This window comes from Rhodococcus sp. IEGM 1370 (genome assembly GCF_033142325.1).
Lineage (GTDB): Bacteria > Actinomycetota > Actinomycetes > Mycobacteriales > Mycobacteriaceae > Rhodococcoides.
The window spans coordinates 1-20,741 of record NZ_JAWLRY010000026.1 but is presented as its reverse complement, the minus strand read 5'-3'; the positions used below and the strand labels follow the sequence as shown (position 1 = coordinate 20,741).

At 65.3% G+C, this 20,741-nt stretch carries 22 protein-coding genes; 13 read left to right on the top strand and 9 right to left on the bottom strand.

The genetic code is table 11. The features are described from left to right. Positions 1–41 precede the first annotated feature (41 nt). From R4P47_RS22605 to R4P47_RS22595, 3 genes are read left to right on the top strand one after another with little or no spacing between them, the layout of a single operon-like run. Positions 42–998 carry an alpha/beta hydrolase family protein gene (locus tag R4P47_RS22605; protein ID WP_317785841.1) on the top strand — a complete coding sequence of 319 codons (957 nt, stop codon included), beginning with the start codon at positions 42–44 and terminating at the stop codon, positions 996–998. Positions 999–1,015: 17 nt separating this feature from the next. Beyond that, positions 1,016–1,375 carry a VOC family protein gene (locus R4P47_RS22600; RefSeq protein WP_149407573.1) on the top strand — a complete coding sequence of 120 codons (360 nt, stop codon included), beginning with the start codon at positions 1,016–1,018 and terminating at the stop codon, positions 1,373–1,375. A gap of 10 nt (positions 1,376–1,385) precedes the next feature. After that, positions 1,386–1,859 (top strand): SRPBCC family protein, encoded by a 474-nt coding sequence (locus R4P47_RS22595; RefSeq protein WP_317785810.1) that lies wholly within the window; start codon positions 1,386–1,388, stop codon positions 1,857–1,859. Here the strand turns inward: R4P47_RS22595 and R4P47_RS22590 are convergent. Next, positions 1,825–2,706 carry a PE-PPE domain-containing protein gene (locus tag R4P47_RS22590; RefSeq protein ID WP_317785809.1) on the bottom strand — a complete coding sequence of 294 codons (882 nt, stop codon included), beginning with the start codon at positions 2,704–2,706 and terminating at the stop codon, positions 1,825–1,827. The genes R4P47_RS22595 and R4P47_RS22590 overlap by 35 nt on opposite strands. A 75-nt stretch (positions 2,707–2,781) precedes the next feature. Next, entirely contained in the window at positions 2,782–4,149 is a 1,368-nt protein-coding gene (locus R4P47_RS22585) for a WS/DGAT domain-containing protein (protein ID WP_317785808.1), read from the bottom strand. Positions 4,150–4,345: 196 nt separating this feature from the next. On the opposite strand from R4P47_RS22585, the gene R4P47_RS22580 reads away from it, so the two are divergent. Then, positions 4,346–5,698, top strand: coding sequence for a sialidase family protein (locus tag R4P47_RS22580; protein WP_317785807.1), 1,353 nt, complete (start codon positions 4,346–4,348; stop codon positions 5,696–5,698). A 54-nt stretch (positions 5,699–5,752) separates the two neighbouring features. Here the strand turns inward: R4P47_RS22580 and R4P47_RS22575 are convergent, their stop codons facing one another. Together R4P47_RS22575 and R4P47_RS22570 are read right to left on the bottom strand one after the other, a co-directional pair. Beyond that, complete coding sequence (locus tag R4P47_RS22575) at positions 5,753–6,574, bottom strand: hypothetical protein (protein ID WP_317785806.1); 822 nt, start codon at positions 6,572–6,574, stop codon at positions 5,753–5,755. Positions 6,575–6,708: 134 nt separating this feature from the next. After that, positions 6,709–7,287 (bottom strand): TerD family protein, encoded by a 579-nt coding sequence (locus tag R4P47_RS22570; RefSeq protein WP_068052993.1) that lies wholly within the window; start codon positions 7,285–7,287, stop codon positions 6,709–6,711. Positions 7,288–7,513: 226 nt separating this feature from the next. On the opposite strand from R4P47_RS22570, the gene R4P47_RS22565 reads away from it, so the two are divergent. Continuing rightward, positions 7,514–8,263 carry a DUF1906 domain-containing protein gene (locus tag R4P47_RS22565; protein ID WP_317785805.1) on the top strand — a complete coding sequence of 250 codons (750 nt, stop codon included), beginning with the start codon at positions 7,514–7,516 and terminating at the stop codon, positions 8,261–8,263. 153 nt (positions 8,264–8,416) lie between these two features. Here R4P47_RS22565 and R4P47_RS22560 read toward each other — a convergent pair whose 3' ends face one another. Continuing rightward, positions 8,417–9,277 (bottom strand): hypothetical protein, encoded by an 861-nt coding sequence (locus tag R4P47_RS22560; RefSeq protein WP_317785804.1) that lies wholly within the window; start codon positions 9,275–9,277, stop codon positions 8,417–8,419. A gap of 303 nt (positions 9,278–9,580) precedes the next feature. Between R4P47_RS22560 and R4P47_RS22555 the strand changes: the two genes are divergently transcribed. After that, positions 9,581–10,798: a mannosyltransferase gene (locus R4P47_RS22555; protein ID WP_411567377.1), complete on the top strand. Its 1,218-nt coding sequence runs from the start codon at positions 9,581–9,583 to the stop codon at positions 10,796–10,798. Here R4P47_RS22555 and R4P47_RS22550 read toward each other — a convergent pair. After that, entirely contained in the window at positions 10,743–11,024 is a 282-nt protein-coding gene (locus R4P47_RS22550) for a 4a-hydroxytetrahydrobiopterin dehydratase (protein ID WP_317785803.1), read from the bottom strand. The genes R4P47_RS22555 and R4P47_RS22550 overlap by 56 nt on opposite strands. A 14-nt stretch (positions 11,025–11,038) precedes the next feature. Between R4P47_RS22550 and R4P47_RS22545 the strand changes: the two genes are divergently transcribed. The 7 genes from R4P47_RS22545 (at position 11,039) to R4P47_RS22515 (ending at position 17,969) form a co-directional block, all read left to right on the top strand. After that, positions 11,039–11,464: a (deoxy)nucleoside triphosphate pyrophosphohydrolase gene (locus R4P47_RS22545; RefSeq protein WP_317785802.1), complete on the top strand. Its 426-nt coding sequence runs from the start codon at positions 11,039–11,041 to the stop codon at positions 11,462–11,464. Positions 11,465–11,781: 317 nt separating this feature from the next. Further along, positions 11,782–13,719 (top strand): translational GTPase TypA, encoded by a 1,938-nt coding sequence (gene typA, locus R4P47_RS22540; RefSeq protein WP_068052974.1) that lies wholly within the window; start codon positions 11,782–11,784, stop codon positions 13,717–13,719. A 106-nt stretch (positions 13,720–13,825) separates the two neighbouring features. Beyond that, a complete protein-coding gene (locus R4P47_RS22535) occupies positions 13,826–15,607 on the top strand; it encodes an ABC transporter family substrate-binding protein (protein ID WP_317785839.1) in 1,782 nt (593 codons plus the stop codon). Beyond that, positions 15,604–16,284: a haloacid dehalogenase type II gene (locus tag R4P47_RS22530; RefSeq protein WP_317785801.1), complete on the top strand. Its 681-nt coding sequence runs from the start codon at positions 15,604–15,606 to the stop codon at positions 16,282–16,284. The genes R4P47_RS22535 and R4P47_RS22530 overlap by 4 nt, the downstream gene beginning before the upstream one ends. Before the next feature lie 91 nt (positions 16,285–16,375). Continuing rightward, positions 16,376–17,269 (top strand): N-acetyl-1-D-myo-inositol-2-amino-2-deoxy-alpha-D-glucopyranoside deacetylase, encoded by an 894-nt coding sequence (gene mshB / locus R4P47_RS22525; protein WP_317785800.1) that lies wholly within the window; start codon positions 16,376–16,378, stop codon positions 17,267–17,269. Between the two features lie 43 nt (positions 17,270–17,312). Further along, positions 17,313–17,471: a hypothetical protein gene (locus R4P47_RS22520; protein ID WP_008714214.1), complete on the top strand. Its 159-nt coding sequence runs from the start codon at positions 17,313–17,315 to the stop codon at positions 17,469–17,471. A gap of 45 nt (positions 17,472–17,516) precedes the next feature. Then, on the top strand, positions 17,517–17,969 hold the full coding sequence (locus R4P47_RS22515) for a hypothetical protein (RefSeq protein WP_149407585.1): 453 nt from the start codon (positions 17,517–17,519) through the stop codon (positions 17,967–17,969). Here R4P47_RS22515 and R4P47_RS22510 read toward each other — a convergent pair. From R4P47_RS22510 to R4P47_RS22500, 3 genes are all read right to left on the bottom strand, one after another. Continuing rightward, positions 17,896–18,591, bottom strand: coding sequence for a uracil-DNA glycosylase (locus tag R4P47_RS22510; protein ID WP_317785799.1), 696 nt, complete (start codon positions 18,589–18,591; stop codon positions 17,896–17,898). The genes R4P47_RS22515 and R4P47_RS22510 overlap by 74 nt on opposite strands. Position 18,592: 1 nt before the next feature. Further along, the gene (locus tag R4P47_RS22505) at positions 18,593–20,041 is read right to left on the bottom strand and encodes a PH domain-containing protein (protein ID WP_317785838.1); all 1,449 of its coding nucleotides are present in this window, start codon (positions 20,039–20,041) and stop codon (positions 18,593–18,595) included. 77 nt (positions 20,042–20,118) lie between these two features. Then, a complete protein-coding gene (locus R4P47_RS22500; RefSeq protein ID WP_068052988.1) occupies positions 20,119–20,598 on the bottom strand; it encodes a PH domain-containing protein in 480 nt (159 codons plus the stop codon). Positions 20,599–20,741: the final 143 nt, after the last annotated feature.

Here is a 20,741-nt window from a genome sequence, read left to right as displayed (position 1 = left end):
CCCGAGACGGTCGGATGGATACGAACAAGGGGACAATGTTCATGCTGCATGGTCGGATACGAAGTCTGGTGCTCGCTGTAGTGGCGGTGTTGGTCGCCACGATGGCAACGGTGCTGATGGGGACCGGTGTGGCGAGGGCCGACTCCGAGCTCGTCTACGTCTACTCGCCGTCGATGGACAAGAACATTCCGGTCAAGGTGCTCAAAGCTGCGGGTGGGGGCCCGGCACCCACCCTGTATCTGCTCGACGGCCTGCGCGCGCCCGAGAACGACAACGGCTGGCTCATCGAGACCGACGTCGAGAGCTTCTTCGCCGACAAGCACGTCAACGTGGCCATCCCGTTCGGCGGTGGCGGCACCTTCTACTCCGACTGGCAGCGTGACGACCCCAAGCTCGGACGCGTGAAGTGGGAAACCTTCCTCACCCAGGAGCTGCCTCCGTTCATGGCCGATCGCTTCGGCAGCGACAACGTCAACAACGCGGTGGCCGGACTGTCGATGAGCGGAACCTCGGCGCTCAACCTGGCCGCCCATCACCCCGACTTCTACAAGGCGGTCGCCTCGTTCAGCGGTTACCCGACCGCCAGCAGCCCCGGATTCGCGCAGGGCATTGCCGTCGCCGTCGGCGAGATGGGCGGCAACGCTCGCAACATGTGGGGTACCTGGCCGTCTGCGGACTGGATCCGCAACGACCCGTCGCTCAACGTCGGTGCGCTGCGCAACACGGCAGTCTTCGTCTCCTCGGGAAGTGGTTCACCGGCAACGGACCCTGTGTTCAACCCGGCGAGCAGCAGCTTCGACCCGGTCAGGTTCGCGCAGATGGTGCCGCTCGAAACAGCCGCAGGCATGAGCAGCCGGGCATTCGTTCCGCTGCTGCAGGCCGCAGGCGGTCGACCCAACGTCAAGATCACCGGTACCGGCGTGCACTGGTGGAACCACTGGGAGCAGCACCTGCACGACGCATGGTTCGAGACAATCGCCCCTGCCGTTGGAGGCTGACAGCTACTCTTTCCGCCATGACGCCACCGCGGATCACCGTCGACTACACGGTGCTCGATTGCCCGGATCCAGCAGCGCTTGCCCGCTTCTACAGCACAATTCTCGGCTGGGAGCATGCCGGCGACGACGGTGACTGGGTGGTGATTCACGGCCCGGGCGAGTTGCGGTTGGCGTTCCAGCGTGCGCCGGAGTTCACTCCGATCGACTGGCCGAACGACGGGATCAAGATCCACCTGGACCTCGTGGTCGACGACATGGAACAGGCCAGGGACTTCGTCGTCGACGCCGGGGCCGAACTCATCGACCACGCGCAGCCCTCGTTCTGGGTGTACCGCGATCCCGCGGGGCACATCTTCTGCCTGTGCAAAAGAAAATGAAGGAACTGTCATGGTCAGCGAAACCCACCCGGTACTCGTCGAGCGATCGGCCCTCGTCCGGGCGGACGCCGCCACCGTGCACGCTCTGATCGACAACTTTCACCATTGGAAGCAATGGTCGCCCTACGAGGGACTCGACCCTGGTTTGCAGCGCACCTACACCGGTCCCGACGCCGGAGTGGGGGCGTCGTACTCGTGGTCGGGTAACCGCAAGGCCGGCGCGGGGACGATGACCATCACCGAGTCGATTCCCGAAGAACTGATCGTGCTCGACCTCGCGTTCACCGAGCCGTTCAAGAATCGGAACGTCACGGCGTTCCTGCTCGAGCCCGTCGCCGATGGAACCCGAGTGACCTGGCGTATGTCGGGAAAACAGAACAAGCTCTTCGCTCTGATCGGAAAAGTGTTCTCGATGGACAAGCTCGTCGGACCGGATTTCGAGAAGGGGCTCAGGCAGCTCGCCGTTGTGGCCGAGAAGGGCTGACTCGGTTCTCCCGTAGGTCCGCCTGCTCGCCGAGCCAGCGGGCGAGAACCTGGCAGCCGGTGAGGCCGTCTGCATAATCCTCGCGCGCATACGCGATGTGTCGGCCACCGCCGGGGTTCGACCACTCGAATCGACGCCAGCGCATCGACTGCGGCAGATACCCGCCCAATTCTGCGGCCGCCGTGCGGAGGCGTCGAACATCCTTAGCCCACTGCGAGGGTCGAAGGCGCGTCCGGGTCGCGTTTTGGAAGCTGTTGCTGCGCAGTAGTTTCAGTAATTCACGCAGCCAGATTTTCGGGGTGCGAAACGACATCCATCGGGTCAGGTCGGCAACGTCGCGAATGAGACTGTCGTCGCTTGCGTTGCAGATCATGTCGGATTTCAGACCGATCCACTGAACCGGAATCGACTCGGGCAGAGCCGGACCCGCGCCGGCGACGCCACGTCCGGTGCAGCCGTCGACGGCACCCACCGGCTGCTGAGGATCCGACACCAGACCAGCGGCAACGATGCGGCTGCCGTCGATCGTCCCGTCGTGGACGAGACCGAGGACCTCGCGCACCACCGTCGCTCCCTGGGAGTATCCGATCAACGCAATCGGCCCGGCAGTGCTCTCGAGTGTGCGGCGTAGACGCCGGACACCGATGTCTGCGCTGTGCCGAAAGCAGAGTCCACCGAGCGCGACCGGACCGTACGACGCCGGATAGCCGACCCAGCGGTCGACGAAGCGGTCGTCGAGCTCGCGGGTGACGCAGGCCAGCAGGCCCGTCACTCGCGTCCGGTGGTCGGACGGATGTGATTCACCGGTACCTCCGACGGCGAGTACGGTGACCGTTTCGTGGCTCATGGCTGTCAGTCTGGTCGGGGAACCTGAGCCCGACGCCCGACAAATGCTGAGAACTGTCTGGCAGTTCGGTCCCGGTCAGGTCAGAGCAGTGCGGACCTTGTCGAGGGCGTCGCGAAGGAGAGCCTCGTACAGATCCGGGTCGGGTACGGCTGCGCTGTTCGACGTGATTCCGATGGTGACGGTATCGCCGATGCCGTGGACTCCGTGGGTCAGGCTCATGGCGGGGGACAGGGCCGGAAAACCTGCGGTGAATCGGACGCGGCCGCCGCCGAGCGTCAGGTCTGCAGCACCGCGCGAAACACTGGACACGACGGTGTTCCCGGTGACCATCGGAGGGGCTGCGGTCGGATCGAACTGCGCGACGCCCCATTCGGCCAGAAACGCCGGCACGTGTGCTTCGACGTCGTCCTGTGAGGCGCGGGCTGCCCGTGACAGCGGATGATTCGCGCGAGCTCGGCGCGCAGCCAGATCGGCGGCGACGAGCTGACTGCGAGTACGAATGTCCGGTTCGGCGGGAAACAGTCCGACGCCGACGTTGCCGAAATTGTTTCGCGCGTCGGCTCGCTCATCCCTGGCGACGGTGACCTCGGCGGCCAGATCCGGACCGTCGCCGAGAAGCCGTTGCAGTGCAACGGATACTGCAGTCAGCACGAACGTGGTGACGGTGGTCCCGCCGGACTGCAGCTCGGTTTTCGGAAGCACGATGGTCCGCACCGACGTCCGGCCGGTGGGCGGCACGTCGAGGTCGGTCGGAGCGCGCGAATGTGCGGGCGGGGGAATGTCGCCCGAATCGGTACCTCGCCCGAGGCTCAGCGCGTCGCGTCGGGCGCGGACACCGCCGCGAACCATCTGCGCCAGCCGAAGCGGAAGAGTTGCGGCGGCAACGATTGTGGATGCCGACTCGAACGCCGCACGAGGCTTTACTTGGACGCACGCCGGTGGGAGTGGATGCGTTCCGAACAGGTCGCGAGCAGCGCGAGCGGCCAGTGTTCCGTCGGCCGCCGCGTGCGAAAGCTGCAGCACGGCAACGAGGGCCGTGCCGCCGGGAGCATCGACGATGTTCGGATACAGGTGCAGGTGCCACACGGACACTCGGGGGTCGACCTGACGTGCGAACGATGCGGCGATCGCATCTAGGCACTCCGACCACGTGCTCGTTTTTCGGTGCACGGAGATCGCGTCGGAGCGCGGGCCCGCCTCGGTCCAACGGGGATAGTCGAGGCCGCACGCGACGTCGCTGATGCGTCGACTCAGGACCTCGATGCGGCTGCTGCGCTCGTGCAATCGGGCCACCTCGGAATCGAGGTCTCCCGATTCGCTGGCGAAGCAGTACAGCAGAAACTGGTCACTCGGAATCTTCGACGCCATCCAGTACGCACGCGCGTCGGTCGGATGCAGGCGGGTCGATCCGGGGCGGTTGTGGGCGGCTCGAACGCGGGGCACTCGTCGAGCCTATGCGTCCCTGTGTGAACCGGAAATCCACAGACTGGCCGGTCCCATTCTGTGAACTGTCACCAGGATGGGCCGAGGACTTCTTCGATTGCCTGGAGGTCTACCGGCACCATGGGCGCTAGCCTGATCCAATGCATCGACCAGCACTGTGGCCGCGACGCCGCGGCGGCACCCAACGGCGGGTGTCGTGACGCCCAGAGTTGCCTCGGGTTATCGGGCTGGACTGCGTTCCTCGACCAACGCCGCCGCATCGGCCGACTTCGTCACCGACATCTCCTACACCGAGTACGGCTCCGCGGCCTGCACCCTCGGGGTCGCGGCGGACAACACCGTGTTCGTCGCGCCCGCCTTCACCGTAGACGGCATCGGGGTACTGCGCTCGTCCGATTTCGGAAAGTCATGGCGCGCATCGGTTCCCGAGGGCGTGCAACGGAGTCGGAATCGGCCGTATCTGTATTTCGACGACGTCGACGAGCGTCTGTTCCTGCACGCCGGACGATTCGACGCGGTGCCGCCCCATCAGTTGCGAACGGGCTTCACCCTGGGAGTCAGTGACGATCGGGGCGAAACCTGGCGCACGCGCACAGTGGCATCGAAAGCCAGGATGGATGCCAAAGTGTTTGCCGGTCCGAGCAATTCACGGACCGGAAGGGTTACGTACCTGTCCGCGCCCACGCCGTTCGCAGTACGTGTGAGGCCACTGATCAACGTCACCCGTCAGGTCATCTGGCGGTCCTTCGACGGCGGGGTGAAGTGGGAGGTAGCCGGTGGTTTCGACATCGATTCGAAGAACATCCCCGGATTGCCGAGTCGGGAGTACGTCTCGTTCGGTAAGGGTGTCGTCGGTCCGGACGGCACCGTCTACATCGGTGGCCGCTACGGTCGACGGTTCGCTGTGGCGGTCAGTCGCGACGAGGGCCTGACGTGGGACGTTCGGATGGTTCCGGGATCGGCGCTGGCGAAGTACCGCAACGCAGTGCATTTTCTGCTGCTCGGTTCGCGCTATCTGCTGCCGGAGTCGATGGCCGTCGATGATGACGGAAACGTGTACGCGGTGTGGCCGGACCGCGACGGATTGCTGCATGCTGCCTGGTCCTCGGACGGCGCGGTGAATTGGTCGAGGCCGGTGGTGGTGTCGGCACCGGGAGTGCGCGACGCCCGCTTCGGCGCAATCACCGCCACCGGGTCCGGGCGGGTGGGCATCGCATACTACGGACGCGAGAAGGGGCGTGCCTTCCACGGCTTCATCGCGCAGTGCCGCGACTTCCGTACCGGCAGCCCGGTGTTCGTCGGCGGTAAGTACAACGAACCCGATGCACCGCTGTTTCCCTACGGATTCTGCAGTGGCGTTGCGAGTTTCGGTTTGGGCCGTTCACTCAACGAGATAGTCCGCGTGCATTTCGCCCCCAACGGTGACCTCGTGACCGGGGCCGCGATGCAGATGCGGGGACGAAACAGGCAACGCCCCTGGGCGGCGCGCTCGCAACACACCGAGATGCAGGCGGTCCTGGGACGGCTGGGTCGAATCGTCAGGGCATAGACGAAAGGCCCTGCAGCAGAGCGCTGCAGGGCCCTTCGTGGTCTTGCTTACCTACTAGGCGACGTTGATCATGCCGACTGTGGGGAAGAAGAAGCAGCTCTTGTCCGAACCGTCGAGGGCCTTGTGGTTCACCGTGCCGAACACCGCGGCCAGAACGGTTCCCGATCCGGTTTCGACGGGTACGGCGCGGGCACCGGCGGCAGGCAGCGAGTCGATCGCTCCGATGACGAACGGCCGAACGATGTCCTTCGCGGCGTCGGGCACACCGGAATTGGTGAGGATCGAATCGGCGAGAGTGGTTGCCAGGCCGCCGAAGTCGGCGAATCCGCCCTGCAGGGTGTTGACGTTGAACCAGGCGACCTGCATCCCGGTCTTGTTCTCGGAATCGTTCACGATTCCGGCCGGGACGAACGCGAACATCGTCTCGCCCTTGTCGACTGCATTGAGCTCGGGAATCTGGATGGACGGCAGGAACGGCAACGTGGGGATGGCGGGCGCGGTCAGCTGCGGCCACGGTCCTGCCGCTCCGCCTGCGACACCGGGAACGATGCCGAGGGGCGAGCTCGCCGTTGCGGAGCAGTTGATGGCTGCGGTGGGGTAGAAGAACGGCGTGATGCCGAAGTCGGTGAGGGCTTTGTTGGCTGCATTCAGTGCGGCGAAGGGATCGACGTTCGCATCCTCGGCGACCGGGGTGCGTGAGTCGGCGATCGCGGTCGCGGCGTCGAGCGAGGCACCACCCTGTCCCTGCAGTGCGGCGATCGCCTGCGCCAGCGGATCGGCCGATGCCGGATCCGCTGCGGCAGTGGCGGGAACAGCGAGCAATGCCGCGCAGGAGAGCGCGAGCGCGCCCGCCAGACGGCTGAGGCGACGAGACATGTGTGACTCCTGTGACTGATGTGGCTTATGTTGCGGTTGCGCTGATATCACCACACATCATCTCGACGTCACAAGCTCAGAAAGATTCCGTTGTTCAATCGAGACGGTCCCAACGAGCCGGGCTGTGAGTGCCGTCACCCCACGTCGATGCCGAAGTCGCGCACGATTCCCTCCAGCCCCGAGGCGTAGCCCTGGCCGATGGCGCGAAATTTCCATTCGGCCCCGCGTCGGTACAACTCGCCGAACACCATCGCGGTTTCGGTGGAGGCGTCTTCGCTGAGGTCGAAACGGGCGAGTTCGCGCCCATCGGACTTGTCGACCACGCGAATGAAGGCGTTGACGACCTGACCGAAATTCTGGCCCAGGGCGTCGGCGTTGTGAATGGACACCGGGAAGACGATGGAGTCCACTTCCGGGGTCAGGGCAGCCAGGTCGACATCGATGCTCTCGTCGTCACCTTCGCCCTCGCCGGTCCGGTTGTCGCCGGTGTGCTCGATGGCACCGTCGGGGGAGCGCAGGTTGTTGTAGAAGACGAAGTAGCTGTCGCTCAGTGCCTTCTTCGTGGTGCGAAGTCCAATGGCGCTGGCGTCGAGATCGAAGTCACCGCCGGTGGTGGCGCGGACATCCCAGCCGAGTCCCACGCTCACCGCCGTCAGATTCGGTGCTTCTTTGGTCAGCGAGACATTTCCACCCTTGGCAAGCGTTACGCCCATGTCCATCCACTCCTCAGCGCGTTCGTCCGTGCGTCGTCCCCTCCACCATATTCATGTTCGTTATCTGGGTGCGCGAGGTGCTCGTGTGAAGCTGGAGGGGAACGGGGTGGGTGTGAGCAGTGGGGCTGGCGGTACCGATGGGATTGTGGTGGGATACGACAAACGATGGAAGATAGCAGTGGTTGTGCGATTTCTCGGATAGGCGCGCCGCCGCGATCGAACGACGATGGAGATTTGTGTGCAGGTTTCGCGACGTGAACTGTTCAAGTACGCCGCCGCGGGGTCCGCGGCCGCCGTCGGATTGGTTGCGTTGGGTTCGGCGACCGCGCACGCCGACGCCGGGCTCGGCACACTCGTCGACTACTCGGGTGGGGTGCCATCGGCATCCGCGATCAAGAATGCCGGTCACCTCGGAGCTGTCCGCTACGTTTCCGATCGGCGACCGGATGCGAACTGGATGATCGGGAAGCCGATGCGCAAGTCCGAGGCCGATGCCTTGACATCTGCAGGCCTGGAAGTGGTCTCGAACTATCAATTCGGCAAGGGGACCACGTCCGACTGGCGTGGCGGGTACGCAGCGGGCGTGAAGCACGCGGAGCGAGGCCTCGAGCTCCACCTCGCCGCCGGAGGTCCGGCAGACCGCCCGATCTACGCGTCGATCGACGACAACCCCACCGCAGTGGAGTTCGCAACCCTGATCGCGCCGTACATCCTGGGCTGGCAGTCGGTGATCGGAGCCGAGAACACGGGGATCTACGCCAATTCACCGACCATCGAATTGGCCTCGGTCGCCGGCCTCGGCCGGTGGTATTGGCAGCACAATTGGGGAACGCCGAAGGGCTTCGTTCATCCCGACGCGCACATTCATCAGATCCGAATCGACAAGGATTTCGTAGGCGGAGTCAAAGTCGACATCAACAATATTCTGAAGGCCGATTACGGGCAGTGGTCGAAATCTGCCGCTGACATTCTCTGAAATACCAACGATGTAATTCATCCGACAATCTCCGAATGCAGCACGGCATTCGGAGAACCCATGCATATTCTTTCCGAATTCACCCCACAAACAGTTCGCCCCCGGCTTCTCACGGAAGCCGGGGGCGAACTGCGTCAGTAGTGCAGATACGAGCTACGGGACGTAGACCGTACCGATGGTGGGCAGGAAGGTGCAGCTGCGCGGTGCTACCGCCGGGTCTTCCTTCGACTGCGTGGTGATCGAACCGGAGACGACCGAGAGAACGCGTCCGGGGCCGGTGTCGGCGATCGCGGACAGCGTCGCCGGACCGTCGGTGTTGATCATGGATGCGCCGGTGAGATCCTGGGTGCCCGAGCGACGGTTGTCGATGTTGAGCCAGGTCACCGTCAGAGGAGCTGCCTGCTCGGCGGCGATCGGGGCGGTGCCGAGAGCGGTGAAGACGAAGCCGGCCTGGCCTGCGCCGGGTCCGGGAGGCGGCAGGGTGGCTGGGCCGGGTACGGCCAAGGCGGTTCCGACGGAATCGGCGGTGTCGGAGATGCATCCCACGCCGAGCGTCGGGTACAGGAACTGGGCGATGACGGGTCCGTCGGCCGGCAGTTCCGGTCCGCCGCCGCCGGAGCCGTCCAGGAACGTGATGACCCGTTCGAGCAGGGACTTGACCTGGTCCGGCAGCTGCGCCGTCTCGAGCAGCGCGCGGGCCTGACCCAGCAGGTCGGCGGCCGGGGCGGCACCCACGTCGGCAGGTCCGGCTGCGGCACCGACGATGGCCGGTGCGAACGAGGCGAGTGCCTCCACCTCGGCCAGGTTGGGCATCGGCTCACCGGGGGCGGGAAGGAACTGAGCAATCAGAGCAGCGGGATCGGCCGGTGCTGCGGGCAGATCTGCCGGTGCCATCGGCACCAACGGCTGTGCGGATGCGCTGGTCGGCACGACTAGTGCGGCGGCTGCGGCTACGGCGAAAGCTGTAACTACGCGACGCGTTCCGCGGGTACGAAGCACGGTGATATTCCCCATTCTGATCATGACGCGGGCCCACGGCGACAGCCGGTGCTCGAGGGGTCACTCTATGTAGCGCAATCCCCGATGTACAGCTGTTGTCGATCGAGCCCTCCCCCGTCGCATCTATGCCAGGGCAGTCTATTGGTCACACGCTGCGAATTCTCCGCAGACGCACACGATAACCTGTTACTGAAGTTGTCAGTGTGAAAGGTGATGCAAATGTTACTCGGGCACATCGGTGGTTGGGGCGTATGAGCTGAGCCCTATAAGCTCGACGATCGATACACGGCATCGATACCGAACGGAACCGCACGCACAGTGAACCGACTTGTTCGGCTGGCCCCCGTTCTGCTCGCGGTCTCGGTGATCAGCCGATTCGTCTGGGCCTTCGCGACGCCCAACGGAATGAACCTCGTGGACCTCCACGTCTACGTCGACGGCTCCGCGACACTTCTCGGCGGCAATCTGTACGACTACACGTACTCGGTGCAGACCCCGGACTTCCCGCTCCCGTTCACGTACCCGCCTTTCGCCGCGCTCGTGTTCTTTCCGCTGCACTATCTCCCGTTCACGCTGGTCGGAGTGCTCTGGCAGGCCGCGACCATGATCGCGCTGTTCGCCGTGGTGAAGCTGACGCTGTCGATGGTTCTCGGCGACGATCGCGCCGCCGAGCCGCACTGGGTGCGTATCGCGATGCTGTGGACCGCGCTGGGTCTGTGGTCCGAACCCGTGCGAACGACGCTGGACTACGGCCAGGTCAACGTGTTCCTGGTGCTGCTGGCGATTGTCGCGGTACGCAGCAGCAGGTGGTGGGTGGCAGGCGGGCTGGTCGGGTTCGCTGCCGGAATCAAGCTGACCCCGGCCATCACCGGCCTGTACTTCCTGGCCACTCGGCGGTGGAAGGCAGCGGCGTTCTCGGCAGTGGCCTTCGCCCTCACCGTCGCGGTCAGCTACGCGGCACTCGGACACCAGGCGGCCACCTACTTCACCACGCTGCTCGGGGATGCCGACCGAATCGGCCCCGTCGGCTCGGTCTGGAATCAGTCCCTGCGGGGCGCGCTCAGCCGGATCGCGGGGGAGGACGTCGGGCAGGGGCCGGTGTGGATCGCCGCCGCCGTACTCGCGACAGGACTTGCGATCGCGGCATGGCGGGCGATCGGACGCGAGGACCATCTGGGCACGCTGGTGATCGTGCAGCTCCTCGGTCTGCTGATCTCGCCCATCTCGTGGTCCCATCACTGGATCTGGGTGATCCCGATGGTGATCTGGCTGGTGCACGGGCCGCTACGCGACGTCGCCGGGTCGAAGATCGTCGCGGGCTACTGGTTGGTGACGGTCACCGTGGGGGTCCCGTGGCTGCTCAGTTTCTTCCAGGAATCGATCTGGACCATTCCCCGCCCCGGCCTCGAGGCGTGGGCCGGTGCTGTCGACGTCGTCGGAGCGGCCCTGTTCCTGGGCTGGGTGGTCTATGCAGGACGCATCAGTTCGCGATCAGCCCGTCGATCCGACGCGCCAGATCCACATCCTTCTGTGTGAGCCCGCCGGCGGAGTGGGTCGAGAGCGTGAACGTGAGCGTCCGCCATCTGATGTCGATGTCGGGGTGATGGTCCGCCTCTTCCGCGGCCTCGGCCACGCGGTTCACCGCCTCGATCGCCGCTGGAAACGACGCCAGTTCGACGGTGCGCGTCAGCGATTTCCCGTCCACGGTCCATTCGGCGAGTCGGGCGTCCTCGATGTCACGGTCGGTCAGCAGTTCGGTCATAGAAAGATGGTGGCATGTCCGGTACCCCCGCCGCTGTGGTTGTCGCAGCCGCATTGACGCAGCAGGGCAGACTGCTGCTCGCTCGACGAACTCGTCCGCCCGAGCTGGCCGGCCGGTGGGAACTGCCCGGCGGCAAGGTGGAGCCGGGGGAGTCGGAGGACGCGGCCCTGGTGCGCGAGCTGCGTGAGGAACTGGGCGTGGAGTGCTCGATCGGCGCGGCGCTCTCCGGCGACGTCGACCTGCCCGGCGGTCTCGTGCTCCGCGCCTACCGGGCCTGCCTCATCTCGGGAGTTCCTGCAGCACTTGAACATTCGGCTCTACGGTGGGTGGACGCAGAAACCCTGCCGACGATGGATCTGGTCGATGCCGACCGACTCTGGATGCCCGAGTTGCAGGAAATTCTGCTCACTTCGCCCGAGCGGTCTTCAGACCTTTCTTGAGGTCTTTCTTGGTCGCCCCCGCGGATTCCAGCTTCTTCATTCGCATGATCACGACGGGGCATTTGATGCAACGAACCTTCTTGCGGCAGCATTTTTTCTTGGGCTTCATCCCCGAGACATCTGCGGCCTTTATCTTGCCCATGAGCACCAAGACTAATGGGTGGCGCAGGTCACAGACCTGAGGGTGGCGCGGGGCACTGCCGGACTACGGGTAAACTCGATCAGTCGCGAGAACCTCGCGGTGCAGCGCGCTTCTCTAGCGACATAAGCCCGCTAGCGAACAAGAGCCCGCATTCGACTCCAGGAGAATTTTTCGCGTGAGCGCCCCAAGCAGTGCAGACAACATCGACAGCACCACCACTTTCCGCAACGTCGCCATCGTTGCACACGTCGACCACGGCAAGACCACCCTGGTCGACGCCATGCTTCGACAGTCCGGCGCGTTCGAGGAACGTGCCGAAGCGATCGACCGCGTCATGGACTCGGGTGACCTCGAAAAAGAAAAAGGCATCACGATCCTGGCCAAGAACACGGCCGTCCACAAGCGCAATGCCGACGGCACCATCACCGTCATCAACGTGATCGACACCCCCGGCCACGCCGACTTCGGCGGAGAGGTCGAGCGCGGCCTGTCCATGGTCGACGGTGTCGTCCTCCTCGTCGACGCATCCGAGGGCCCGCTTCCGCAGACCCGCTTCGTGCTCCGCAAGGCGCTCGCCGCCTCGCTGCCGGTGATCCTGGTCGTGAACAAGACCGACCGTCCCGACGCGCGTATCGAAGAGGTCGTCTCGGAGAGCCACGATCTGCTCCTCGACCTCGCGTCCGACCTGGACGACGAGGCATCCGAAGCTGCCGAGCTGGCGCTGGACCTTCCGGTTCTCTACGCCTCCGGCCGTGAAGGCAAGGCATCGAAGGTTCAGCCCGAGAACGGCCACGCCCCCGACGCCGAGAACCTCGACGAGCTCTTCGAGGTCCTGCTCAGCTACGTCCCCGCGCCCAAGGGCAACGTCGACGCTCCACTGCAGGCGCACGTCACCAACCTCGACGCGTCGGCCTTCCTCGGCCGTCTCGCCCTGGTCCGTATCCACAACGGACAGCTCTCCAAGGGCCAGACCGTGAGCTGGATGCGTGAGGTCGACGGCGAGCCCGTCGTCCAGAAGGCCAAGATCACCGAGCTGCTCAACACCATCGGAGTCGAGCGCGTGCCCGGCGAGAAGGGTGTTGCAGGAGACATCGTCGCCGTCGCAGGCTTCCCGGACATCATGATCGGCGACACCCTCGCCGACCTCGAGAACCCGGTTGCTCTGCCGCGCATCACCGTCGACCAGCCGGCCATCTCGGTCACCATCGGCACCAACACGAGCCCGCTCGTCGGACGCGTCAGCGGCCACAAGCTGACCTCGCGCATGGTCAAGAGCCGTCTGGACCAAGAGCTCATCGGTAACGTCTCGCTCAAGGTCCTCGACATCGGTCGCCCCGATGCCTGGGAGGTCCAGGGTCGTGGCGAGCTCGCTCTCGCCATCCTCGTCGAGCAGATGCGTCGTGAGGGCTTCGAGCTCACCGTCGGCAAGCCCCAGGTGGTCACCCAGACGGTCGACGGCAAACTGCACGAGCCCTTCGAAGAGCTCATGGTCGACACACCGGAGGAGTACCTCGGTGCCGTCACTCAGCTGCTCGCTGCACGCAAGGGCAAGATGGTCCAGATGACGAACCACGGCGCAGGCTGGGTTCGCATGGAATTCATCGTTCCTTCGCGTGGCCTGATCGGTTTCCGCACCGAGTTCCTCACGGACACTCGCGGTACCGGTATCGCCAACGCCGTCTTCCACGGGTACGCACCGTGGGCCGGTGAGATCCGCGCGCGCCACACCGGCTCGCTCGTGTCGGACCGTCACGGCACCGTCACTCCGTTCGCGATGATCCAGCTGGCCGATCGCGGCACGTTCTTCGTCGAGCCGGGCGCAGACACCTACGAGGGCATGGTCGTGGGCATCAACCCGCGTCAGGAAGACCTCGACATCAACGTCACCCGTGAGAAGAAGCTGACCAACATGCGTCAGTCCTCCGCAGACGTCATGGAGACGCTGGCCAAGCCCAAGAAGCTGGACCTGGAAATGGCCATGGAGTTCTGTGCAGGCGACGAGTGCGTCGAGGTGACCCCCGAGGTCGTGCGCGTCCGCAAGGTGCACCTCGATTCCAACGAGCGCGCTCGTGAGCGTTCGCGGAGCAAGACCCGCGACAAGGCTGCTCTGTAAGACTCACTTCGTGCGGCAGAAGCGACGTGTCACCCTTGTGGGGCGCGTCGCTTCTGTCGCACAAGGTAGCCGACTACGAAGGAGATCCTCGTTGCGCAAGGTGCTGATGCCGACGGTTCTGGTTTCTGCCATCGCTCTGGTACTCACCGCGTGCACTGCGGATCCCCCGCCCCCGATCGAGAGCATCGAGACCACGGTCAGCACCACGATGGTGCCGGCGAAGACCGGTGACCCGGTCGTCGTCGCCATCGACGATGTCGGCATCGGCTTCAACCCCCATCTTCTGGCAGATCAGTCGCCTGCCACTGCCGCGGTCGGTTCACTGGTACTGCCCAGCCCGTTCCGTCCCTCGCGCGACCCGGACACCGGGGTGACGACCTGGGAACCGGACCTGTCGTTGTTGATCTCGGCCGAGGTGACGTCGCAATCGCCGTTCACCATTCGCTATCAGCTGCGCAACGAGGCCCAGTGGTCCGACAGCGCACCGATCGCCGCCGAGGATTTCCGCTACCTGTGGCAGCAGATGACCACTCAACCCGGCGTCGTCGATCCGGCCGGGTACGCCTTGATCGACGACGTCGCATCCTCGGGCGGTGGCAAGACGGTCGACGTGACGCTCTCGTCGCCGTATCCGGCCTGGCAGCGGCTCTTCGCGGATCTGGTGCCCTCGCATCTGCTCAAGGACTCACCCGGCGGTTTTCAGGGCGGCCTGACGGACAATGTGCCGGTCTCCGGTTCTCGGTTCAACATCAAGACCGTCGACCGGGGGCGGGACGAGATTCTGCTCGAACGCAACGACCGATTCTGGGGCGAGCCCGCATCACCCGACCAGATCCTCATCCGCCGCGGGGGCACCTCCGCGCAGCTGGCCGATTCACTGCGGTCCAGTGACGCTCAGATCGCCCAGGTTCGTGGCGACTCGGCCTTGAGAGCCCAACTCTCGGCAATTCCCGGCGTGCGTACCGACACCATCCGGCAATCCCGAGTGCTGTCGATGACAGTCAACGGGAGAGCGTCGAACATGTCGAATTCGATTGTGCGACAGGGGATACTGGGTCTGCTCGACCCCGATCTGCTGGCGACGGTCGGAGCCGGCGGTGGCGCGACGGATCGCCGGGCAGCAGCGCAGCTGTCCTCGCCGTCCGACCCCGGATACACCGCGACGGCACCGGCCCCCATCGGCAGAACAGCTGCTCTCCAACTGCTCGAACGGGCCGGGTTCGTACCGACACCCGATGCCGTGGTCACATCGACCCCGAACCCGAGCGCACCGACCACCGCCGCTCCGACGACGAGTCCCGACCCGACCTCCACGAGCGCTCCGGGCCCGAGTGTCACCAAGCTTGCGGACCCGACCGGCACAGCGTTGCGGTTCGTGATCGGTGCCGTCGAGAACGACGACATCGCGCTCGCGGTCGCCGGAACGGCCGCAGACGAACTCGTCGGCGCAGGCATCGATGCGACCGTGACCCCACTTCCCGCCGACGAGCTGTACTCGACGGCGTTGACCGACGGAACCGTCGACGCGGTGGTCGGATGGACCAGCGCGGGAGTCGACCCCGCCACGGCCCTCGCCTCCCGGTTCGGCTGCGTCGACGAGCCCGCCGACAGCAGCGGCGACGGCGTCGAGATACCGCGAAATCTGTCCGGCCTGTGTGTTCCGGAACTGCAACCGACGATCGACAGGGCACTGGTGAGCGGTCTCGAGTCCTCCGTGGCCACCAACGACATCGAGCCGAGGCTGTGGTCGCTGGCGTCGACGCTGCCGATCATGCAGGACGCATCCGTGGTGGCCGCCGTACCCGGCATCACCGGCGTCTCGCTGACCGGCCCGGTCGAGGTCGGGATCTTCGCCGACGCGCCGCAGTGGATGCGGACGCCCCGGTGACTCGCATCGATCGCCCCGCCGTCATCGTGTTCGACGTGAACGAGACGTTGTCCGACATGTCCACGATGCCGGCACGGTTCGCCGACGTGGGCGCTCCGCCGCACTTGTTCGCGACGTGGTTCGCGGGCCTGCTCCGGGACGGCTTCGCGTTGGCAGCAGCGGATGCTGCCCAGCCCTTCGCCGTCATCGGTTCCGGTTCGCTTCGTACGCTGCTGTTCGACACCGCCTCGAACCCGGATCTGGACGCCGCGGTGGACCACATCATGGGTGGTTTCGCGGAGCTCGACGTTCATTCCGATGTCGTCGAGGGAGTGACCGCCCTGGCAGCACTCGGCATCCGGCTGATCACTCTGAGCAACGGTTCGGTCCAGGTGGCACAGACCCTGCTGGACAAGGCCGGAGTGCGCGAGAATTTCGAGTCGTTGCTGTCGGTGGAAGCCGCCGGTCGATGGAAGCCGCACGCGGACTCCTACCGCTACGCACTCGAACAGTGCGGCGCGAAGCCGGAGGACGCCATGCTCGTCGCGGTTCATCCCTGGGACATCGACGGCGCGCACCGTGCAGGCTTGGCGACCGCCTGGATCCATCGCGACGGCGGGCCCTACCCGGATTACCTTGCTGCGCCCGACGTGACGGCACGATCGCTGCCGCATCTGGCGCAGCTGCTCGGCCGATGACAGCAGTGATGCCGATGCCGGCAGTGATACGGACGACAGAACGAACGGCGAGTAACCAGCGATGACAGGGCAGGCAATGACGGATCAGGCGATGACGGAGCCACAGCGGTTGCTCCTGGTGCACGCGCATCCGGACGACGAAACCATCACCACCGGCGGCACCATCGCGCATTACGTCCGCGCCGGGGCCGAGGTCACGGTGCTCACCTGCTCGCTCGGCGAGGAGGGAGAAGTGATCGGTGAGACGTGGGCCGATCTGGTGGTCGATCGCGCTGATCAGCTCGGCGGCTACCGGATCCTGGAATTGCACCGCGCGCTCGCTGCCCTGGGCTGCAACCCGCCGCGATTTCTCGGTGGAGCCGGACGCTGGCGGGATTCCGGGATGGCGGGGACGTCGGCGGCTCGCAAACCGCGCGCGTTCGTCAACGCGGACCGTGACGAGGCCCTCGGAGCGCTCGTGTCGGTCATGCGTGAGCTCCGGCCGCAGGTCGTCGTCGGTTACGACCCCGAGGGCGGGTACGGCCACCCCGATCACCAGCAGGTGCACTCACTGGTGACCGAGGCCGTCGAGATCTGCGGAACCGGGGTCTACCCCGATGCCGGATCACCGTGGGAGGTGTCGAAGGTCTACTGGACCGTCACCGGACACGATCAACTGCAGTCGGGTCTCGCCGCGATCGACGAGCTTCCGGCCGGATGGCGACTGCCGGTCGACGGTGAGCTGCCCAGCGTCCCGGAAAGCACGATCACCACCAGCATCGACATTCGGGGCGTGCTCGACGCCAAGCGAGAAGCACTGCGCGCACATGCGACTCAGGTGACCGTCGCGCCGTCGGGCAACGAGTACGCACTGTCCAACGACATCGCCCAGCCGATATTGCTCGACGAGCAGTACGTGCTCGTGCGGGGCGAGCCCGGCGGCGATGCGACGGGCAGGGAGACGGACCTTTTCGCAGGCGTACTAGGCTGTGCTTCGCATCACTGAATGACCACAGGGTCGATCTCACCACAGCAGGGGCGGAACACACATGTACAACTGGGTAGTGCAGGACGCCATCGTCGCGTTCGTCGATTCTCTCAAGCCGCAGTTCGGCGCACAGGCAGATCTGTACCAGTACGTTCTGGGTCAGATCGCCATGGGCGCGAGCAATCTGCTCACCTCGCTCGGGTACCCGCCGGTTTCCTGAGTGCCGGCGCACTGAAACAACCAGGGTCAAGGCAGTATTGGGCGCATGATCTCGAAAGCTGCATCCAATACTGTCGCCCTGGTGTCCTGGGCGACGGTCGCAGTGCTGGTGTTCGACGGCTTTCTGTCCGGAATTCTGTCGGTCTTCTTTCTCCCGACCTACCTCGGTTCGGTGCAGTTCCCCGTCAGTGCACTGCTCGGCGGAGTTGCCAACGTCGCGTTGATCCTGGCGGCGCGCAAGGTCGCCGAGCGGCCGCTCTGGGTGGCGTCACCCTTGATCGGATGGTTCGCCGCGGTTCTGCTGTGCATGTTCGGCGGGCCCGGCGGCGACGTTCTCCTGCTCGCCGATTGGCGCACCATGCTGCTGATCGTTGCCGGAGCGGGCCCCGCGGGAGTGCTGCTGTTCATGTTCCGGATGAAGGCGATCACAGCAAGCGTGCATGCCGACCCGCATCCCGCAGTACGTCCTCGATCATCGTCGGAGTCAACAATCCGGTGAAGGTGTTTCGCTGGCTGACGTGATAGCTGGCGAACACGGTGATCGACCCCAGATCGAGCTTGGCTCCATGGCCGAACTTCGGTGCAGGCCTTGGTATCTCCCATCCGTTGGCCGCCAGTATGGGCAACAGGGACTGCCAGCCGAAGGCGCCGAGAACGAGCACCGACCGTAGCGTCGGGCGCAGCAACCGCAATTCGTCGTCCAGCCAGGGCCTGCATGCGTCTCGCTCGGCGGGAGTCGGCTTGTTCTGCGGCGGAGCGCAGTGCACCGGTGCCGCAATGCGAACTCCGTTGAGCGCCAACCCGTCTCCGATATGCGTCGCGGTGGGTTGGTTGGCCAAACCGGCCGCATGCATCGCGCGATAGAGAAGGTCCCCGCTTCGGTCTCCGGTGAACATCCGGCCGGTGCGGTTGCCACCGTGCGCTGCCGGGGCGAGCCCGACGATCAGCATGGCCGCGTCGGCGGGTCCGAAACTGGGAACCGCTCTACCCCAATATGTTTCGTTCGCAAAAGCGGCTCGCTTCTCGAGCGCGACCTGCTCGCGCCACTGCACCAGACGCGGGCAGGCGCGGCATTCCGACACTGCGAGGTCGAGCTCCTCGATGCTCTGCGGCCGCGTCATGTCAGGTTCGGTGCAGCCAGATGTCTCCGGCACCAGGGGTGACGGCGTCGATCATCGCCCACGCGTTCTCGATGGGGATGTCGATCACCTCGTAGTGACCTACGCCGGCCGGAGTAGCGGCGACGATGGTGGCCACCCCGGCGCGACGCTGGAAGAACGTCTGCCGCACCGTCCAGCCGATGATGCCTGCGGCCTCGAGGCTGTGCCGACTCCTGTCGAGCGAGCCGTGTCGGGTGATGAGCCAACCGGGCAGTACCGCGTGGCCGAGGCCACGGAAGCGATCGTGCGCGAGCCCGAAGGCGGCGACGAACAATATTCCGAGCGCGATCCAAGCGAGTATCGGGATGGGCGCGCCGAAGTACTGCGCGATTCCCAGGCCGGCCGCGATGACCAACACCGGCAGCACCGCCCGGGTGTAGCGGCGACGCCGCGCCGCGGGTCCGTGCTGCAGCAGGGGGCGGTCGGCACCGCCGTGCAAACCGGCGTCGCCGAGGACCGTGGTCATCATGCGGAGTGCTTCGGCGCGCGGGGCCTGGGGGAGCAGCAGGGACGATTCCTTCTTCTCGGCGCTGACGCCGGTCATGATGGCGTCGAGCCTGGCGCCTTTCACCGCGCGCAGCAGCAGTGGTTCGGACAGTGACGTGCCGCGCAGCCGCTTGCGATCGAGTGTCGACTGGCGGGTCCGCAGCAGTCCATGACTGACGTGGAGCGTGCGCCCCTGATCGGTGACCGTCAGATTGGCGTAGGTCAACAGGTAACGAATGCACGCGAAGATGCTCGACACGACCAGCAGCGCAATCAGAGCCACGACCACGAACAACGCGATTCCCAGTTGCTCTGCGGAATCGATGCTGTTGGAGACCACCGAAGACTCGGCCAATGTTCGCCCGAGTCCGTACTGGAACAGCACACCGACGGCCGCGGCGATGGTGACGATGCCGGTGATGGAGAACGGTGCGAACCGCACCCACGAGAACTGCCAGTGAGCGATCTCCACTTCGGGTTCCGGAGCCGCCGTTGGCATCCCGTCGGACGTCGGTATCTGTCCCGAGACCCGCTGCAGCAGATCCCCACGAAGCGCAGGCACCAGCGACGTGTCGAGTGCGTTGAGCTCGAAGGCCTCGCCGTTGCCTGCTTGTCGGCCGGTGCCGATACGCAGGATGGACAGCCCCAGCACCCGGTGCAGAACGTTGGCCTCCACATCGACCGACCGAATCCTGTTGCGCGGAATGGACAGAACTTTCTTCTGCAGCACCCCACTGCGCAGCTGCACGTGCACCGGACCGATCCGGTAACTGGTGGTGAACCACCGCAGGATCGCGAACACCACGACGACCACGAGAATGCCGAGACTCCAGTAGTGGTTGCCGCTCTGGCTGCCGACGAAGAACGAGATCAGCAATACGGGCAGGAGCTTGATGCCCTCGTTCACCGGATGTACCAACAACATTCGCTTGTCCAGGCGCAGCCACGGCTGCTCCTCCTCGACGGCCAGCAGTTCTGCCTGATCCTGCGGGTCACCGACGGTCACGTTGCGTCTCCGACGGTACGGCCGGCGATGTCGGTGAGTCGCGCGACCGTCTTGTCCGCGACTTCCTGGTCGAGCGCCGTGATCTTCACCGCGCCGGCAGAGGACGCCGTCGTGACCGTGACCGTGGCCAACCCCAGCAGGCGATCGAGAGGTCCGCGCTCGGTGTCGACGGTCTGTACCCGCGAGATCGGTGCGATGCGTCGCTCCTGGCTCAGCCAGCCGGTGCGGGTGTAGACCGCGGTGTCGCTGATCTCCCAGCGATGCACGCGATACCGCCACTGGGGCACGATCGCGATGTGCAGCACAGCGAGCACCACCGAGGCGACGAGGACGGCCACATGCGGCCAGGTCGTCCAATTGGAGTCGACGATTGCCCACACGATCTGGGCGACGAAGATCGGTACCCACAGCAGACCGGCACTCAGAGCCCAGAGCAGACGTGCGCGCGGAGACGGTTGCCACTGTGGATCGGTCATCGTTGTCACGGGTACAAACCTATGGGTGTCGTTTGGTATCCACCACCCCGGAGCCTGCGGAATGACCTAGCCTCGATATTTCTCCACGGTGATGTGCCGGCCTGAGCCGGTCGAGATTGCGCTTCGAACCCCGTTGGCGCACG

Bases quoted from the DNA above. Each gene is read 5' to 3' on its own strand.
- R4P47_RS22605 (WP_317785841.1), top strand. From the start codon at position 42: ATGCTGCATGGTCGGATACGAAGTCTGGTGCTCGCTGTAGTGGCGGTG.
- R4P47_RS22600 (WP_149407573.1), top strand. From the start codon at position 1,016: ATGACGCCACCGCGGATCACCGTCGACTACACGGTGCTCGATTGCCCG.
- R4P47_RS22595 (WP_317785810.1), top strand. From the start codon at position 1,386: ATGGTCAGCGAAACCCACCCGGTACTCGTCGAGCGATCGGCCCTCGTC.
- R4P47_RS22590 (WP_317785809.1), bottom strand. From the start codon at position 2,706: ATGAGCCACGAAACGGTCACCGTACTCGCCGTCGGAGGTACCGGTGAA.
- R4P47_RS22575 (WP_317785806.1), bottom strand. From the start codon at position 6,574: ATGTCTCGTCGCCTCAGCCGTCTGGCGGGCGCGCTCGCGCTCTCCTGC.
- R4P47_RS22570 (WP_068052993.1), bottom strand. From the start codon at position 7,287: ATGGGCGTAACGCTTGCCAAGGGTGGAAATGTCTCGCTGACCAAAGAA.
- R4P47_RS22565 (WP_317785805.1), top strand. From the start codon at position 7,514: ATGGAGATTTGTGTGCAGGTTTCGCGACGTGAACTGTTCAAGTACGCC.
- R4P47_RS22560 (WP_317785804.1), bottom strand. From the start codon at position 9,277: ATGGGGAATATCACCGTGCTTCGTACCCGCGGAACGCGTCGCGTAGTT.
- R4P47_RS22550 (WP_317785803.1), bottom strand. From the start codon at position 11,024: ATGACCGAACTGCTGACCGACCGTGACATCGAGGACGCCCGACTCGCC.
- R4P47_RS22545 (WP_317785802.1), top strand. From the start codon at position 11,039: ATGTCCGGTACCCCCGCCGCTGTGGTTGTCGCAGCCGCATTGACGCAG.
- R4P47_RS22535 (WP_317785839.1), top strand. From the start codon at position 13,826: ATGCCGACGGTTCTGGTTTCTGCCATCGCTCTGGTACTCACCGCGTGC.
- mshB (WP_317785800.1), top strand. From the start codon at position 16,376: ATGACGGAGCCACAGCGGTTGCTCCTGGTGCACGCGCATCCGGACGAC.
- R4P47_RS22520 (WP_008714214.1), top strand. From the start codon at position 17,313: ATGTACAACTGGGTAGTGCAGGACGCCATCGTCGCGTTCGTCGATTCT.
- R4P47_RS22515 (WP_149407585.1), top strand. From the start codon at position 17,517: ATGATCTCGAAAGCTGCATCCAATACTGTCGCCCTGGTGTCCTGGGCG.
- R4P47_RS22510 (WP_317785799.1), bottom strand. From the start codon at position 18,591: ATGACGCGGCCGCAGAGCATCGAGGAGCTCGACCTCGCAGTGTCGGAA.
- R4P47_RS22505 (WP_317785838.1), bottom strand. From the start codon at position 20,041: ATGTTGTTGGTACATCCGGTGAACGAGGGCATCAAGCTCCTGCCCGTA.
- R4P47_RS22500 (WP_068052988.1), bottom strand. From the start codon at position 20,598: ATGACCGATCCACAGTGGCAACCGTCTCCGCGCGCACGTCTGCTCTGG.